Here is a 16,561-nt window from a genome sequence, read left to right on the forward strand (position 1 = left end):
GGCGCAGCGCCAGGCGAGGCTCGACCACGAGGTCCGCGCCCGTCCGGTCCGGCTGCGCGAGCCGACCGTCGAGCCGGCGCCCGCGGCCGCCGGCGCGGACGGGCTGTCGCGCGCGAGCCGTCGCGGGCTCGATCTGTTCGCCTTCTTCGTCGCCAACCTGCAGACCGGGTTCGGCCCGTTCCTGGCGGTGTACTTCACCCAGTCGAAGTGGACCCAGTCCGACATCGGCTTCGCGCTCACCGTCGGCAGCCTGGTCAGCTTGCTCGGCCAGGTCCCCGGCGGCGCCTTCGTCGACGCGATGCGCTCGAAGCGGTTCGCGGCCGGCGTGTCGGTCGCCGCGATCTCGGCGAGCGCGCTGGCGCTGGCGCTGTGGCCGAACTTCCTCATCGTCCTGCTCGCGATGGCGGTGCATTCGGCCGCGAGCTGCATCCTGACGCCGGCGATCGCCGCGATCAGCATCGGCCTCGTCGGCCATGCCCGCGCCGGCGAGCGCCTCGGGCGCAACGCCAGCTTCCAGGCGATGGGCAACGCGGTGGCCGCCGCCGGCATGGGGGCCTGCGGCTACTACCTGTCGAACGACGCGGTGTTCTACCTCACCGCCGCCCTGGTGGTGCCGACGATCATGGCGCTCTCGGCGATCCGCGCCGAGGAGATCGATGCCGGCGTGCGGACGCAGGAGGCCGAGCCCCGCAGCGGCGACGCGGCGGCGGGCGGCGTGAAGGCCCTGCTGACCAACCGCGCGCTCCTCAGCTTCGCGGCCTGCATGACGCTGTTCTTCCTGGCCAACGCCGCGATGCTGCCGCTCGTCGGCAGCGTCCTGACGCTGCGGGCGAGCGAGACCGCGACGGCGCTCGTCGCCGCCTGCATCATGGTCCCGCAGGCGGTGCTGGCGGTGCTGGCCCCCGCCGTCGGCCGGGCGGCGGAGCGCTTCGGCCGCTATCCGGTGCTGCTGGCGGGGTTCGCCGCGCTTCCGATCCGCGGCCTGCTCTTCGCCTACACCGACAACCCCTACATGCTGGTCTCGATCCAGGTCTTCGACGGCATCTCGGCCGCGGTGCTCGGGGTGATGGTGCCCCTCGTCGTCTCCGACCTCACCCGCGGCACCGGTCGGTTCAACCTCGCGCTCGGCGCCGTCGGCACCGCCATGGGGATCGGGGCCGCGCTCTCGACCTCGCTCGCCGGAATCCTGGCCGACCGGCTCGGCAGCCACACCGCCTTCCTCGGGCTGGCGCTCGTCGGGGCCGGCGCCTTCGCCCTCGTCGCGCTGATCATGCCCGAGACCCGGCGCGGGGCGGCACGATGAGGATTCTCGAGCCCTGCACGGGGCGGTCCGGCACCGGAATCGCATACCGGTCAAACGGCGTTCAGCTTCGTGCGATAAAAGCGCGCCGCAGGAACGGGCTCACGCAACGGTTGACGAGGCTGTTGCGTTGCCCCGCCGGCGCTTATTTTTATCCGCGTCCCGTCGTAGTGCCATCCGCCAACGCATTCCTCGTGTCGACCGCCCCGTCGCTCACCGCGTCATCACCCCCTTCGCCCCTCCCCCTTCCGCCGGCCCTCCGCGTCGCCTGAAATCGAGATGCTCATCGCGATGGAAGACCTCTGCCAATACGCCGACCGGCCCTTCGCCTTCGTGGGCCGCTACCTGCGGCGCCGGGCGTTGCCGCATGCGGTGATCCTGATCGCGGTGCTCGGCGCCGTCGGCTTCTCGGTCTCGACCGACTACGCGCTGAAGGGCGTGGTCGACGCGCTGAGCAAGGGGCCGCAGGCGAACCTCGTCTGGGGGGCGCTCGCGGTCCTCATCGCCTTCATCGCCGCCGACAACATGCTCTGGCGCGTGGCCTCGCTCGTCGGCTCGTTCACCTTCGTCGGCGTCACCGGCGACATCCGCCGCGACCTGTTCCGGCACATGACCGGGCACTCCCCGAGCTTCTTCGCCGACCGGCAGCCGGGCACGCTGGCCTCGCGCATCACCGCGACCTCGAACGCGATCTTCACGGTCGAGAACATGTTCGTGTTCAACGTGATGCCGCCCTGCGTCGCGGCCTTCGGCTCGATCCTCTACATCGGCAGCGTCAACGTCACGATGGCCTTGGTGCTGGCCGGCATCTTCGCCGCCGTGGTGGTGCTGATGTTCAAGATGGCGGCGGCCGGCAAGCCGCTGCACCACGACTTCGCCTCGAAGGCCGCGAGCGTCGACGGCGAGATGGTGGACCTCGTCGGCAACATGCCGTTGGTGCGCGCCTTCTCGGCGTTCAAGCGCGAAGGCGTGCGCTTCGAGGGCACGATCGCCCAGGAGATGCGCGCGCGGCGCTCCTCGCTGCTCTACCTCGAGAAGCTCCGCATCGTGCACGCGATCCTCACCGTGCTCGCGGTGCTCGGCCTGCTCTACTGGGCGATCACCATGTGGGAGGCGGGGCAGGCGACCAACGGCCAGGTGGTGCTGGTCTGCACGCTGGGCATCCGCATCCTCGCCGCCACCCGCGACCTCGCCGTGGCGCTCGTCGACGCGACCCAGCACACCGCCCGCCTCTCGGAGGCGCTGCACACCCTGCTGCAGCCGCACGACCTGATCGACCACCCCGAGGCGGTGCCGCTCTCGGGCACCGGCGCGCGCATCGAGTTCCAGCACGTCGCCTTCGCCTACCCGGACGGGCGCTCGGTCTTCACCGACTTCGACCTCGTGCTCGAGCCCGGCCAGCGCGTCGGCCTCGTCGGCAAGTCGGGCGGCGGCAAGTCGACCCTGTTCTCGCTGATCCAGCGCTTCTACGAGGCCAAAGGCGGCAAGATCCTGATCAACGGCCAGGACATCGACCGGGTGACGCAGGAATCCCTGCGCGAGGCGATCACGGTCGTGCCGCAGGACGTGTCGATGTTCCACCGCACCCTGCGCGAGAACATCCGCTACGGCCGGCCGGAGGCCTCGGACGAGGACGTGTGGAAGGCGGCCGACGCGGCGCACTGCACCGACTTCATCAACGCCCTGCCGGAAGGATTCGACACCATCGTCGGCGACCGCGGGGTCAAGCTCTCGGGCGGCCAGCGCCAGCGCATCGCCATCGCCCGCGCGATCCTCAAGGATTCGCCGATCCTGCTCCTCGACGAGGCGACCTCGGCGCTGGACGCCGAGTCGGAGGAGGCGATCCGCCACGCGCTCGCCAACCTGATGAAGGGCCGCACGGTCATCGCCATCGCCCACCGGCTCTCGACCCTCAAGGACTTCGACCGGATCGTGGTTCTGGAGGGCGGCCGCATCATCCAGGACGGCTCGCCGGACAAGCTGACCCATCTCGACGGGTTCTATCGCGAGCTGATGAAGAAGGAATCGATGTCGATGGGCGCGCTCGCCGCGGCCTGAGGCGGACGTCCCCTGCCCTCCCCCGCAGAGGGGGAGGGAAAGTGGAGGTCGGCGTTTCGATCGCCGCCGGAACTCAGCCGACCTTCATCGACCGGAACAGGAAGCGCCGGGCGTCGTCGTCCACCTCGGCCTTGAACGCGTGCCGGCCCTTGAGGCTTTCCGCCCGCTGCGCCGCCGGGCGGGCGCTCACCGTGTCGAGCAGCCGCTTCACGTTCGGGAATTCGAGGATCGCGTCCTCGCCGAGCATGAAGGGCAGCATCCGCGCCCAGCCCCAGACCGCCATGTCGACGATGCCGTACTCGGCGAGCACGAAGCTGCGGCCGGCGAGGTGGGCGTCGAGCACGCCCCAGTGGCGCCGCGCCTCGAACACGTAGCGCTCGGCGGCGTATCCCGTCCGCTCGGCCTCCGGCGCGAAGTGGCGGAAATGCACGCACTGGCCGGAAAACGGCCCGATCCCGGTGGCCACGAACATCAGCCAGGACAGCATCTGGCCGCGGTCCGCCTCGCCGTGGGGCAGGAAGGCCCCGGCCTTCTCGGCCAGATGCAGCAGGATCGCGTTCGAATCGAACACCGTAGCGTCGCCGTCGACGATCGCCGGCACCTTGGCGTTCGGGTTGATCGCGGCATAGGTCTCGGCGAACTGCTCGCCCCTGCGCGTGTCCACCGGGATCGGCTCGTAGGCGAGCCCGGTCTCCTCAAGGCACAACGCCACCTTCATCGGGTTCGGCGCGAGGTTGTAGTAGAAGCGGATCATCGGGTGTGCATCCTGCGTGTCGGCCGGGTCGGGCATCGCGCGAACGCGGCACCGGTGGCAAGGCCGGCGGGCGCCGGAGGGCGGTGGGCCCGCTTACTCCACCACCACCTTGTAGCTCTGCCCCGTCTTCAGCGGCACGCCGCGCTCCAGGCCGTTGAGCACCAGGAACCGATCCAGCGCGCGGTCCGGCACCGCCATCCGCCGGGCGAGGTCCTCGGCGTTCGACGAGGCGGCGACGACGATCTGCAGGCGCAGCGGCTTGAGCGAGGCGGTCTCGGCCGGCGAGACCGAGGCCAGGCTCGCGATCCAGCGGCGGAAGGCCGGGTCGGGGTCGGTCGCGCCCTTGGCCGCCATGATCAGGCGGAAGGTGGCGTCGCCGACGCGGATCGCGGCGAGCCGGAAGGTCCAGTCCTTGCCGCGGGACAGGGCGGTCGCCGCCGGATGGTCGGCGATCGGCTGGACATCGATCGAGGCCGGGTCGATCGCGTCGTTCCACGTCGCCTTGAGGATCGCGTCGAGTGTCTGGCCGTCCTTGGCCTCGACCTGGTCGAACAGCAGGCGCCGGCTGCCCTCGTTGGTGGTGCCCAGCACCGCGTTGCGGGTGTTCTCGATCGAGAAGCCCTCCGGCACCTCGAAGGCGATGCCGAGGCTCGGATGCACGAAGCGGTGCCCGCGCACCGCGCCCTCGCCGGGGTTGTCGCCGTAGGCCAGCCCGTCGATCGCCGCGAGGTAGGCTGCGCGGTCGTCGGTGCCGACGCCCGGGGCCCCGGTGCGCCGCGCGGCACGAGTGACGAGCCCGATGCGCTCGGCCGTGCCCGGATGAGTCGCGAGCATGTCCGGCTCGGCCGCGGTGCCGCCGCCGGCCTTCAGCGCCAGGGTCCGGTTCAGCGCGGTGAGGAAGCGGCCGGCGCCGTAGGGGTCGTAGCCGGCCTTCGCCAGGGTGCGCACGCCGGCCGCATCGGCTTCGAGCTCCTGCTCGCGGGAGAAGCGGGCGAGCGCGAAGCGCGACTGACTCTGGAGCTGGGCGCCGGTGGCCGGATCGTTCAGCACGTCGGCGACCACGCGGCTGACGAGCTGCGAGCGCAGCTCGAGCTCGGTCCGGGCGGTGGCGTGGCTCAGCGTGACGTGCGCGATCTCGTGGGCGAGCACGGCCGCGATCTCCGAGGTGTCGCTCGCCAGCGCGACGAGGCCGCGGGTGACGTAGAGGCGGCCGCTCGGCAGGGCGAAGGCGTTGACCACGGGCGAATCGAGCAGCGTCACCGCGTAGGTCTGGTCGGGCCGGTCGCTCGCCCTGACCAGCCGGTCGGTCACCTCGGTGAGCAGGCGCAGGGTGGCCGGCGACCGGTATTCCCCGCCGAAGGAGGCGACGAGCTTGGCGTGGTCGGCATCCGTGACGTTGGCGGGACGGCCGGTGGTGCGCGGCGCCTCCGGCGGCACGGAGACGACGGCCGGAACCAGCACCGCCCCGGTCTGCTCGCCGGCGCAGGCCGAGAGCGCGAGCAGCAGGGCGAGCGCCGGCGCGCGACGCGCCTGCGCGCGGCCGCCCTGCCCAATTCCCGTTCCGCTCCGCGTCGTGCCGCCCATCATGCCGTTCAGCGCCGCAGCGCCCGCTCCCCATCCGTGCTCGCGCCGGCGATCGCCGTGGGCGCCTCCAGCACTTCGATCGTCTCCGGCACCGCGATGTCGAGGGTCGGCCCGCGACGGATCTCGACCACCCCGCGCACCCGCACCCGCGCATTCTTGAGCCTGTCCGCACTCAAACCATGTTCGCGCATCCTGCGCCAAGTGCGTTTCGACACGGTGACCGTGAGCCCGTCCTCCCCCCGGGCCGCGAAGTCGAGATAGGTCCGGCTCGGGCGCTCGCCGACATGGCGGATCGTGCCCTGGACCACGACGAACCGCCCCGCCGCCGCGCGCAGGCCAGGACCGTCCGAGGCCTCGAGCGACGGCTGGTGCCAGAGCCCGAGTCCGGCCGTGCGCGCGGCCTCCTCGACGGCGAGCAGCCCCGGGCGGCACAGGGCGTCGCCCTCGCCGGCATCGACCTGGGCGAGACCGGCACCGACGAGGTCCCCCGCGAGGTCGACCGGTCCATCCGCCTCCGACAGGGCGTCGATGCGCAGGCGGCCCCAGCGGTCGGCCTCGCCGCGGGCGACGACGGTCAGCGGGCGGCCGCGCAAAGCCAGCAACCGCTCGGTCGCGGCCTTGGCGATCTCCGGGTCGTCGGGCCAGCGCACCGATCCGAGCACCGCGCGAGCGCCGGAGGCCAGCGCGAGCTCGCCGCGGGGCTCGACCGCGGACAGGGTCTCCGTCCGTCCGTCCCCGGAAAGGCACTCGGCCGTGCCGGATCGCGGCGCCGCCGCGACGCGGGCGGCCGAGGCGGCGAGCGCGCAGGCCGCGACCGCGAGCATCCGCCCCGTCCATCCCATCGCCACGACTCCCGCTCCGACGTCCGCTGCAGCATGCCCCGGATCGACGCGATCCGCACAGGGCAATCCGGCCACACCGGCGAAGCCGCGGTTGCCCAGTGGACTCGCACGGCGACGATGGTACAAACCTCCGGTACGTCTCCGTAGCTCAGCTGGACAGAGCACAGGTTTCCTAAACGCAAATTGGGCGCCGCATCGGGAAACCGCGCGGCGGATCCGCTCAAATTCGGGGAACGCTTCCGGTCCCGGCGATCCAGGTCGCCGGAATCCTGCCGATCCCGAGCCAAGCCCGCGCAGTGCCATGCGCGGGAAGGTGTAGAGACTAGACGGGCGGCACCTAAGGGCGCCTTCGGGCGCCTAGGGCGAAGGGATAGTCCAGGCCACGAACGCGGGAACCCGCCCGCGGCGGCGAAAGCCGAAGTGGTATGAAACCTGGGGTCGCAGGTTCGAGCCCTGCCGGGGACGCCACGCATTCCACCTGATGCGACGCGGCCGATCGCGGGACGATCGGCCGGTCCGCAACGGACGCTGCCGACGCGTTGGATCGATCACGGGGCCCCTGCACCAGGCCGGGTCACTAACGTGGCGTGACGATCGTACCAGTGAAAACAACCGAGACCGGGAACCAGTTGCATTCGCAACTGTTGCTGCCGGGATCGTCCAACCCTGGGTCGATCCCTTGGTAGGACGTGCCCCACCCGTGACCGCAGGCGTCGACAGATCGGAACTCCGGCAGATCATCGCCGGCCTGACCGAAGGGGTGATCCTCGTCGAGCCCGATCAGCGCATCGTCTGGGCGAACGAGGCCGCGCTCGCCATGCACGGGGCCGAGAGCCTCGCCGAGCTCGGCGCGACGGTGGACGAGTACCGGGCCCGGTTCTCCCTGCGCTACCGCAACAACCGCCCACCGGACCAGTACCCGATCGAGCGGGTGGTGCGCGGCGAGACCTTCCACGACGTCATCGTCGACGTGCGCCGCACCGACCGGCCGGACGTCGACTTCGTCCATTCGCTCCGCAGCATCGTCGCGACCGACACGTCCGGGACGCCGAGCTGCCTCGCGCTGATCCTCCAGAACGTGACCCCGCAATTCGAGGCGGAGGAGCGGTTCGAGAAGACCTTCAACGCCAACCCGGCCCCGGCGGTGATCACCCGCCTGTCCGACCTGCGCCACGTCAAGGTCAACACCGGCTTCCTCGAGATGACCGGCTACACCCGCGACGCCGTGATCGGCCGCAGCGTCTACGAGGTCGACGTGCTCGCCGGCGCGCGCAGCCGCGACCTCGCGATCGCCCGCCTCAACGCCGGCACCACGGTCCCGCAGATGGAAGCCTGCCTCGGGCTGCCGGACGGCGGCACACGGTTCGTGATCGTCGCCGGCCAGCCGATGGAGCTGGGCGACGAGCCGTGCATGCTGTTCACTTTCGCCGACCTCGAGCTGCGCAAGAAGGCCGAGACGGCGCTGCGCCAGAGCGAGGAGCGCTTCGCCAAGGCGTTCCAGCTCACGCCCGTGCCGACCATGCTGTGCCGGGCCGACGGCTTCGCGGTCACCGGCATCAACGAGGCCTTCACCCGGGTGTTCGGCTACGGCCAGGACAAGGTCGTCGGCCGCACGCCGGAGGAGATCGGTCTCTGGACCAAGGATGCGGCCCGTCAGCGCTTCGAATCCGCGGTGATCCGCACCGGCTCCGTCCTCGGGCTGGAGACCTGCCTGCACGCCCAGGAGGCCGGAGACCTCGATTGCCTCGTCTCCGCCGAGCGCGTCACCATCAACGACGAGGCGTTCGTGCTGGCGGTGCTGCAGGACATCACCGAGCGCAAGCGCTCCGAGCGCGACCTGTTCGTCGCGATCGAGGCGGTGATGGCCGACACCTCCTGGTTCAGCCGCGGCCTGATCGAGAAGCTCGCGAGCCTGCGCCACCCGGGCGAGGCGAGCGCCGAGGATCCGACCCTCAGCCTCACGGTGCGCGAGCGCCAGATGCTCGGTCTGGTCTGCGCAGGGCTGAGCGACGATGCCATCGCCAAGCGGCTGAACCTGTCGCGCAACACCGTCCGCAACCACACCGCCGCGCTCTACCGCAAGCTCGGCCTGCACAAGCGCTCGGAGGTGATCGTGTGGGCGCGCGAGCACGGCCTGCCGGCGACCATCCCGACATGAATAAATCAGAATACCAGTAGTTTTATACCATTGCCTGTTCGATGGGTGTCACCATCTCCAAAGGATAAAGGCAAGACCAACAAGAACAGGGGCAGCAACCCGCCGCATCGAACCACAAGCGATCTGTGCGGATCGCGCCCTCAGCTCGATCGGGCAGCCGCCGGCGACCTGCGCGCCGCGGCCGAGATCGAAGCGAACACGAGTTTTTTCGAAGTCCGACGCGACGTCCGGGTCCACGCGCATGCCGTAGCCGGGGCGACACGCCGCACACGTCTCCCACACCTCGAAGCAACAGGACGAGCATCATGGTCGATACGGATCGCGTCACGGGCGCAGCGAAAGAATTTGCGGGCAAGGCACAGGGCGCCGTCGGCGACCTCGTCGGATCGCGGAACGACTCGGTCGAGGGCCGCTTCCGCGAAGCCCAGGGGTCGGCCGAAAACCTCTACGGCCAGGCCAAGGACGCCGTCCGGCACGTCGCCGGCGAGGCCTCGGACTACGCCGAGGACGCCTACGAGAACAGCGGCCACTACCTCCGCCAGGGCCGTCGCGTTGTCAGCCACCAGGTCGAGGAAAGCCCCTTCGTCGCCCTGATGATCGCCGGAGCCGTCGGCTACGGCCTCGCCCTCCTCATCCATTCCCGCCGCTGACAGCCCTCGTCGTCGCGTCAAGTCTTTCGGAGCATACCGTGGCCACATCGTCCAACATTTCCGCCGCCCCCGTCGCGGCGAGCGCAGCCTCCACCGTCCACCTGCACCAGGCGTCCTGGGGCGCGATCTTCGCCGGCGCCGTCCTGGCGCTGGTGGTGCAGGTCATCCTGAACATGGTCGGCGTCGGCGTCGGCCTGTCCAGCGTCGGCTATCCCGCCGGTGACAACCCCGCCGCCTCGACCCTGTCGATGGGCGCCGGCGTCTGGTTCGTCGTGTCCGGCATCGTCGCGGCCCTCGTCGGCGGCTTCCTCGCCGGTCGCCTCTCGGGCAAGCCCGTCGCCGCCACCGCCGGCTATCACGGCCTCGTCTCCTGGGCGGTGAGCACCCTCGTCGTGCTGTACCTGCTCAGCTCCGCCGTCGGCGGCCTCGTCGGCGGCGCGTTCGGCGCGGTGACCAGCACCCTCGGCGGCGCCGGCTCGCTCGTCGGCGGCACCGTGCAGACGGCCGCCCAGGCCGCGGCGCCCTCGCTGTCCAAGATCTCGAACCCGCTCGACGGGATCGAGAACACGGTGCGCCAGCAGGCGGCCGGCCAGGACCCGCAGGCCCTGCGCGATGCCGCCGCCTCGGCGGTCCGCGCCCTGCTCTCGGGCGATCCGGCCCAGAAGGCCCAGGCCGAGAACCGCGCCGCCGACGCGCTGGCCAAGGCCCAGGGCATCCCGACCGACCAGGCCAAGACGCAGATCCAGGACTACGAGAAGCAGTACGACGCCGCCGTCGCCGACGCCAAGCAGAAGGCCAAGGTCGCGGCCGAGGCCGCCCGCAGCGCGGCCACGCAGGGCGCGTTCTACGGCGCCCTCGCGCTGATCCTCGGCGCGCTCGCCGGCTTCCTCGGCGGCCGCTTCGGCGCCGTCAACCCGGCGCTGGCCTACGGCACCACCCGCCGCGCCTGACCCCTCCGGCCCCGGCACGCCGGGGCCGACCTCCCGCCGGTCGGATCGGCCGGTTCCCATGACATCGCACAAGGAGCGTTTTCGATGAGCAGCACCACCGACAAGATCAAGGGCCTGGCCGACGAGGCCGTCGGCAACGTCAAGCAGGGCGTCGGCAACGTCACCGGCAACGACAAGCTCGTCGCCGAGGGCAAGGCGCAGGAGCTGAAGGGCGAAGCCCAGAAGACCGTCGGCGACGCCAAGGACGGCGCCCAGAACCTGGCCGACAAGGTGAAGAGCAAGTTCTGAGCGAAGCCCGCGTCCCGAGGGACGCGCGCCTTGCCGATCCGACGATGCGGGACGGCGGCCGATGCCGTCCCGCACCTTTCCACCCGAACCGACGGATGCCGACCATGAACCGCGACGAATACCGGGGCGCCAAGCGCCACCTCAAGGGCCGCGCCCAATCCACCCTCGGCGGCATCACCGGCGAGGCCGGGCGCCAGGTCCGCGGCGCAGTCGATCAGGTCGCCGGCGGCGCGCAGTACGCCTACGGCCGCGCCCGCGACCGGGCCGAGGACGTGATCGAGGACGGAACCCACCTCGCCCGCGAAGCCCGCCGCCGCGGAGAGAGCCTTATCGACGACGGCAGCCGCTACGCGCGCGACGCACGCCGCCGCGGCGAGACCTATGGCCGCCAGGCCCTCGGCTATGCCGACGAGAACCGCGCCACCACCCTCCTCGCGCTCGCCGCGGTGGCCTTCGCCGCCGGTTGGCTGCTCCGCCCGGCGCGCTGACCGCCAGAGACAGGACAGATTCCATGATCCGCAAGCTCCTCACCGCCTTCATCGTGCCGAAGCTGATCGCCTATGTCGGCCGCCGCTTCGGCGGGGGCGCCGGGCGCCGTCCGCGCTGACCCCTTCCGGGCTCCGAAGCTTCGGCATCCGGCCGTATCCCGCGACGGGACTGACGGCCGGGCTCGATTCCCGCTATACGCATGCATATGCCGGTAATTGCGGGCAGCCGGGCCAGCCGGCCGGGGCGCGAGGCGAACGATGGCGAAGGGCACGCGAGCCCGCACCGACGCGACGACCGGCTGCGCGATAGCCCCGCGGAGCCGGTGCAGCAACGCGGCGCTGCGCAGGGCGACCCGAAACATCGGGCAGCTCTACGACGAGGTGCTGGCGCCCGGCGGCCTGCGAACGACCCAGCACAGCCTCCTCGTCACCGTCCGCGCGATGGGAAGCCCGACCATGGGGCAGCTCGCCGAGGCGATGGTGATGGACCTGTCCGGCCTCGGCCACACCCTGAAGCCGCTGGTCCGGGACGGCTATCTCCGCCTCGTCCCGGACGCGGCCGACCGCCGCGTCCGCCGCGTGGCGCTGACCGACCTCGGCGCGGCCAAGCTGGAGCAGACGATCCCGCTCTGGCAGGACGCGCAGGCGCGCTTCGAGGCGGCTTTCGGGCAGGCGCGCACCGAGGCCCTGCGCGACATCCTCGGCGCCCTGGCGACGCCAGGGTTTCGCGAGGCTTTTGCGGGCGGCAAGGCGCGCGACGACGCGAGCTGATCCTGCGCCCGCTGCCTGCGCACCGGTTCAGAACAGGGCGACGAGGGCGACCCCGCCGATCATCAGGACGCCGCCGAGGATCCGCCACGGCGTCGCCGGATGCACCGCGAAGCCGACCCAGCCGAAGTGATCGAGCAGGACCGAGGCGACGACGCCCGCCGTCACCAGCAGGCCGAGGAAGGCGCCGGCGCCGATCTGGCGCGCGACGAGCAGCTGCGTGATGACGATGCCGCCGCCGAACACGCCGCCGAACCATCCCCACCACGGGACCGTGGTCAGGTCTTCGGACGACGGCCAGGCGAGCCGGCCGGAGACGAGCCCGACGACGAGAACGGTGGTCGCCGTGCAGATCCCGACGACGAGCCCGGCGGTGAGCGGCTGCGAGAAGCCCTTGGCCAGGGCCGCGTTCTGGCCCGGCTGGATCGCGTTGGCGATGCCCGCGATCAGGACGACGCCGTAGAGGTACCACATGCGAAAAATCCTGGGCCGAAGGGCAACCGACGGAGGGGCAACGGGGCACGGGCGGCCGAGGCGCGATGACGCCGCACCGCTCTGCCAACCGCCCGGCGAGGTTCCTAGATCCGAGACACCCCGCCCCGCCTGGACATGACCCGCTTGCTCCGAATCGCTCTCCTCGTCTTCGTGATCGTGTTCCTCGCGCCGATCGCGGTGTCGGCGGCCCTGTATTACCTGCGGAACGACATCGCCGACTGGCGCACTGCCGATCGCTCGAGCGCCGGGCTGCTCCGGCCGGCCGCGCAAAACCCCGAGGCCGTGGTGCGGGTGTTCTCGGCCCGCACGGTGAGCTGGCGCGGCATCATCGCGAGCCACAGCTGGATCGTGGTGAAGGGCGCCGGCGACCGCGCCTACAAGCGGTTCGACTACACCGCCTGGGGCATGCCGATCTGGGTCGACCGGTTCGTGCCGGACGGGCGCTGGTTCGGCAGCACGCCGGAGCTGGTCTTCGCCGCCGACGGCGCCGAGGCGGAGCGGATGCTGCCGCGCATCCGCGAGACCATCGCCAACTACCGCTACGCGAAGCTCGGCGACTACCACCTCTGGCCCGGGCCGAACTCGAACACCTTCGTGGCGGCGGTGATGAGCTCCGTCCCGGAGATGCGCGCGAGCCTGCCGGCGACGGCGATCGGCAAGGATTTTCCCTATGACGGCCGCTGGGCCGGCCCGACGCCCTCGGGCACCGGCTTCCGGATCAATCTCGGCGGCTATCTCGGGCTGACGGTCGGCTGGGTCGAGGGCCTCGAGGTCAACATCCTCGGCGCGGTCGCCGGCCTCGACATCCGCCGTCCCGGCCTCAAGCTGCCGGGCCTCGGCCGCCTCGGCGTCTGAAGCCTCGCGCGGTTCAACGCGGCGCGCAAAACCAAGTTTCGACCGAGTGCCCGCGCGAAAAGCGGGTCACGACCGGATGGCAGGTCCGAAGGGGAGCAGTAGGAGACTGCGAACTCTCGGGAAATTTGGTCGGAGTGGCAGGATTTGAACCTGCGACCCCCACGTCCCGAACGGGGCGGACGCGCCTGCTCATGCCCTGTTAATAGGCCGATCCCCCTCTGCGAGCAAGTTGGTCGCGGTGGTTCGCCGTGGTCCGGGATCGTCGGCGATTTGTGGTCCACGGGTCGCATTTTGTGGTCGACTTGTGGTCGGAGGAACGGAACGAGGCCGCCCTCCCCTGCCCCGGTGTGTGCGATTTTCGCACAGACCTCGCCCTTGCCCGGCACCGACCGCGGGGGCATCATCCCGCCATAGGAGATCGGCTTCGGCCGGTCGGCCTCCCGCACCCCTTGAGGGCTCCCATCTATCGCGCCGGCCGCCGTGCCGGGCAGGAGCCTTCCCATGCGCGTCATCGAAATCCTGACCGTCGAGGCCCTCATCCGAGAGGCGCTGCCCCGCGCCACGGACGAGGAAGTCGCGTTCCTCATCGCCCGTTGCGAGTGGCGATCCCTGCACCCCGATAACGCCGATCTGCTGCGCCCCTTCACGGTTCGCGACAGGGCGGAGAGCCGTGTCGATCGGATCGGGATGCTGGTCGGCTGCCTCCTGACCGGCCAGAGGAACGGGTGGTTCAGCAGCCTGATCCACCCTCACGTTCGGCGCCCGATCGCGGACGCCGCCGCGCGGGTATAGCCCTACGCAGTCCGCCCCCGGGACGCGTTAACCAGGGTCTCGATCCGGCCTTCCCTGCCGCGCCGGGCAGACCTATCTTCAGATTGTGCACACGACAGGTTTCCCAGCCGAGTACGGGCCGGGCAGAGCGAACAGAACGAGACGACATCGGGACCGATACGTGACCCCCGGGCGGGTATGGCCCAGGATGACCCGATGGATGCGGTAGGCCGACTTACCGGCGGTATCCCCCGCCAACTCGCGCGGGGATGACACATTGACTGCGAAACCGCCGCCTAAGACGCGTAACCCCCGCCCTCGTGCGCGGGGAGGATAGAGAGGCCCCGGGGCGATGCCGGGGCCTCTCTCGTTTTAGGGGGTCTCGGCCGGATCCGGCTCGCCGATCGCCTGCCACGCGCGGAGCTCGCCCTCTGCGATCGCCCGCACCTCGGAGCAGGTCCGCCCTAGTTCCGGTTCAGGCCCATCTGACGGCTCTGGAGCTTGCGCTTCCAGAGCGTCTCCATCGCCAGGATCTCGTCGACTGTGGCAGCGGAGCAGGCGACTGCGAACAGATCGGTGCGAAGCATGTGGGCGAAGGGTCAGCCTGGTGTGGTCAGCCCCCATTGAAGTGGTCCGCCCTTTGGTATGGCTTTTGAGCCTGGAGGACGGACAAGATGGCAAAGCACCCGAAGCCCGAGGAGATCGTCGCGAAGCTACGTCAGGCGGACGTGCTGATCTCACAGGGCCAGAGCGTGGCCGATGCAATCCGCGCGCTCGGTGTGAGTTCGGTGACGTACTACCGGTGGCGGCGTGAGTTTGGCGGCCTGAAGTCGGATCAAGTTCGGCGGTTGAAGAGTCTTGAGACCGAGAATTCTCGGCTTCGGAAGGCAATCGCCGATTTGACGCTGGACAAGCTGATCCTGCAGAAGGCGTCCCGGGGAAGACGTCTCGAGCCCTGCGCGCCGACGCGCCTGTGTCGAGCACATCCAGCTGACGATGACCGTCTCCGAGCGCCGCGCCTGTCGGGCGCTCGGTCAGCATCGCTCGACACAGCGCAAGGTACCGCGGGGCCGCGATGATGAAGAGGCGCTGACGGCCGATCTCGTGGCGTTGGCTGAGAAGTACGGACGCTATGGCTACCGCAAGATCAGCGCATTGCTGAAGGCGGCCGGATGGTCGGTCAACGACAAGCGCGTCGAGCGCATTTGGCGGCGTGAGGGTCTGAAGGTCCCAGCTAAGCAGCCCAAGCGGGGGCGGATCTGGGACAACGACGGCTCCTGCGTCCGTCTTCGCCCGGAACACCCTAATCACGTATGGTCGTACGACTTCGTCGAGGCGCGCACGCATGATGGACGCAAGATCCGGATGCTCAACGTGGTCGATGAGTTCACGCACGAATGCCTGGCGATCCGACTCGCCCGCAAGCTGAAGGTAACCGACGTCATCGACGTGCTCTCGGATCTGCTCATCCTGCGTGGCGTACCTGGCCATGTCCGTTCGGATAACGGCCCGGAGTTCGTTGCGAAGATCGTACAAGCGTGGATCACCGGCGTCGGAGCAAAGACGGCCTACATCACGCCAGGCTCACCGTGGGAGAATGGCTACGTCGAAAGCTTCAACGCGCGTCTGCGTGACGAACTCCTGAATGGCGAGATCTTCTAAACACTCAAGGAGGCGCAGATCGTGATCGAAAGGTGGCGACGTCACGACAACGGCGTACGCCCACATGCATCGCTGGGATACCGGCCGCCGGCCCCGGAGGTGTTCGTGCCAGCCTTCTCAGCTTGGCCGGCTGCGCTCGCCCAAGCAGTTCCGCCGGCCAAGCTACTCGTGGCGGAGCGGCCCACCGTGCACTAACTTTACCCTTGGACCACCTCGTGGGGGCCGATCAGGTGAGGGTGTAGAAGGCGCGCGTCATGTGCGACCCCCGGCCACCCGGCGGGCGATTTCGCGGGCGACGGGCGCATCGATCCAGAACGTCCGGCCGTCCTGCAGCTTGTAGGCGCCACCGACGCGGGCCTCGATCGCGGTCTCGGCCGCAGCGTCGCCGCGCTCTCGCTGGGCGATGTAGCTCATTAGAACGAGATCATCGTCGCGATCCGGGTTCGCCGGGATCGATACGCGGGCGCTGTCCTCGTTGCGGAAGTGCGAGTTGATCAACCGGCGCGCGGCCGCCTTGGCCTCCTCGTGCGAGACAACCCGCTTCGTCTCCCAAGCCTCGCTCATGCCCGGCCCTCCGTGATCAGGCCGTGGGACGCCATCACCGTGTAGACGGCCCCGGCGAGCTGCAGGTCGTCGAGGCCGTCGGCGCGGCCCTTGGCCTGTCAATCGGCGTTGAAAAGGGACCCGGGATCGGCGTCCAAAAAGGACCCACTGGCGGCATGGTTTCCATTGATCGGTTACGCAGCGGGCGACGCCGCGAAGCCGTCAGGGTGAGCGCAGCGGCGTCGCCCGTGTCTCCAGCGACCCGCGCATCCGGTCGCGGCCTGCCGCCGCCGGCTCCGAGGCGCGGGTCTTCAGCCGCCAGCTTGGGTTGCCGGTCTCCAGGATCTCGCAGTGTGGCGTCAGGCGGTCGAGTAACGCGTTAGTCATCTTCGCGT

17 protein-coding genes and 1 pseudogene are annotated in these 16,561 nt (G+C 70.2%); 11 read left to right on the plus strand and 7 right to left on the minus strand.

Going from position 1 to position 16,561, the window contains the following annotated elements; all coding sequences use genetic code 11:
• Window positions 1–52: 52 nt before the first annotated feature.
• Together MKK68_RS07050 and MKK68_RS07055 are read left to right on the plus strand one after the other, a co-directional pair.
• On the plus strand, window positions 53–1,303 hold the full coding sequence (locus tag MKK68_RS07050) for an MFS transporter (RefSeq protein WP_409567188.1): 1,251 nt from the start codon (window positions 53–55) through the stop codon (window positions 1,301–1,303).
• A 288-nt stretch (window positions 1,304–1,591) separates the two neighbouring features.
• The gene (locus MKK68_RS07055; protein ID WP_147844649.1) at window positions 1,592–3,358 is read left to right on the plus strand and encodes an ABC transporter ATP-binding protein; all 1,767 of its coding nucleotides are present in this window, start codon (window positions 1,592–1,594) and stop codon (window positions 3,356–3,358) included.
• A 73-nt stretch (window positions 3,359–3,431) separates the two neighbouring features.
• Here the strand turns inward: MKK68_RS07055 and MKK68_RS07060 are convergent, their stop codons facing one another.
• The 3 genes from MKK68_RS07060 to MKK68_RS07070 all read right to left on the minus strand — a co-directional run bounded on the left by MKK68_RS07060 (window position 3,432) and on the right by MKK68_RS07070 (window position 6,538).
• On the minus strand, window positions 3,432–4,112 hold the full coding sequence (locus MKK68_RS07060; protein ID WP_244029502.1) for a glutathione S-transferase family protein: 681 nt from the start codon (window positions 4,110–4,112) through the stop codon (window positions 3,432–3,434).
• Between the two features lie 93 nt (window positions 4,113–4,205).
• A complete protein-coding gene (locus MKK68_RS07065; RefSeq protein WP_244029514.1) occupies window positions 4,206–5,696 on the minus strand; it encodes a M48 family metalloprotease in 1,491 nt (496 codons plus the stop codon).
• Window positions 5,697–5,704: 8 nt separating this feature from the next.
• A complete protein-coding gene (locus MKK68_RS07070; RefSeq protein ID WP_243983961.1) occupies window positions 5,705–6,538 on the minus strand; it encodes a thermonuclease family protein in 834 nt (277 codons plus the stop codon).
• A gap of 700 nt (window positions 6,539–7,238) precedes the next feature.
• Here MKK68_RS07070 and MKK68_RS07075 point away from each other — a divergent pair.
• From MKK68_RS07075 to MKK68_RS07100, 6 genes are all read left to right on the plus strand, one after another.
• A complete protein-coding gene (locus MKK68_RS07075; protein ID WP_147726489.1) occupies window positions 7,239–8,696 on the plus strand; it encodes a helix-turn-helix transcriptional regulator in 1,458 nt (485 codons plus the stop codon).
• 305 nt (window positions 8,697–9,001) lie between these two features.
• The gene (locus MKK68_RS07080; protein ID WP_244029504.1) at window positions 9,002–9,346 is read left to right on the plus strand and encodes a CsbD family protein; all 345 of its coding nucleotides are present in this window, start codon (window positions 9,002–9,004) and stop codon (window positions 9,344–9,346) included.
• A 38-nt stretch (window positions 9,347–9,384) separates the two neighbouring features.
• The gene (locus tag MKK68_RS07085; protein ID WP_147859722.1) at window positions 9,385–10,296 is read left to right on the plus strand and encodes a PhnA-like protein; all 912 of its coding nucleotides are present in this window, start codon (window positions 9,385–9,387) and stop codon (window positions 10,294–10,296) included.
• A gap of 84 nt (window positions 10,297–10,380) precedes the next feature.
• Entirely contained in the window at window positions 10,381–10,584 is a 204-nt protein-coding gene (locus MKK68_RS07090; protein ID WP_244029506.1) for a CsbD family protein, read from the plus strand.
• Window positions 10,585–10,688: 104 nt separating this feature from the next.
• Entirely contained in the window at window positions 10,689–11,072 is a 384-nt protein-coding gene (locus MKK68_RS07095) for a CsbD family protein (protein ID WP_147843171.1), read from the plus strand.
• A 258-nt stretch (window positions 11,073–11,330) separates the two neighbouring features.
• Window positions 11,331–11,843, plus strand: a complete 513-nt coding sequence (locus tag MKK68_RS07100) for a MarR family winged helix-turn-helix transcriptional regulator (RefSeq protein ID WP_243931729.1) — start codon at window positions 11,331–11,333, stop codon at window positions 11,841–11,843.
• A 27-nt stretch (window positions 11,844–11,870) separates the two neighbouring features.
• Here the strand turns inward: MKK68_RS07100 and MKK68_RS07105 are convergent, their stop codons facing one another.
• Window positions 11,871–12,314: a DMT family transporter gene (locus MKK68_RS07105; RefSeq protein ID WP_244029508.1), complete on the minus strand. Its 444-nt coding sequence runs from the start codon at window positions 12,312–12,314 to the stop codon at window positions 11,871–11,873.
• Between the two features lie 135 nt (window positions 12,315–12,449).
• On the opposite strand from MKK68_RS07105, the gene MKK68_RS07110 reads away from it, so the two are divergent.
• Both MKK68_RS07110 and MKK68_RS07115 read left to right on the plus strand, forming a co-directional pair.
• Complete coding sequence (locus MKK68_RS07110; protein WP_243931731.1) at window positions 12,450–13,190, plus strand: DUF3750 domain-containing protein; 741 nt, start codon at window positions 12,450–12,452, stop codon at window positions 13,188–13,190.
• 501 nt (window positions 13,191–13,691) lie between these two features.
• Window positions 13,692–13,982 carry a hypothetical protein gene (locus MKK68_RS07115; protein ID WP_244029510.1) on the plus strand — a complete coding sequence of 97 codons (291 nt, stop codon included), beginning with the start codon at window positions 13,692–13,694 and terminating at the stop codon, window positions 13,980–13,982.
• Window positions 13,983–14,425: 443 nt separating this feature from the next.
• On the opposite strand, the gene MKK68_RS29405 is transcribed toward MKK68_RS07115, so the two are convergent.
• On the minus strand, window positions 14,426–14,548 hold the full coding sequence (locus tag MKK68_RS29405) for a hypothetical protein (protein ID WP_279605241.1): 123 nt from the start codon (window positions 14,546–14,548) through the stop codon (window positions 14,426–14,428).
• An 87-nt stretch (window positions 14,549–14,635) separates the two neighbouring features.
• Between MKK68_RS29405 and MKK68_RS07120 the strand changes: the two are divergent.
• Window positions 14,636–15,818: pseudogene (locus MKK68_RS07120) on the plus strand (IS3 family transposase).
• A 57-nt stretch (window positions 15,819–15,875) separates the two neighbouring features.
• Here the strand turns inward: MKK68_RS07120 and MKK68_RS07125 are convergent.
• Both MKK68_RS07125 and MKK68_RS07130 read right to left on the minus strand, forming a co-directional pair.
• Window positions 15,876–16,187, minus strand: a complete 312-nt coding sequence (locus tag MKK68_RS07125; protein ID WP_244029512.1) for a hypothetical protein — start codon at window positions 16,185–16,187, stop codon at window positions 15,876–15,878.
• Window positions 16,188–16,388: 201 nt separating this feature from the next.
• On the minus strand, window positions 16,389–16,561 hold a 173-nt coding region (locus tag MKK68_RS07130; RefSeq protein WP_244029516.1), incomplete at its 5' end, for an ATP-binding protein.

It is taken from the genome of Methylobacterium sp. E-016, from assembly GCF_022829745.1.
Lineage (GTDB): Bacteria > Pseudomonadota > Alphaproteobacteria > Rhizobiales > Beijerinckiaceae > Methylobacterium.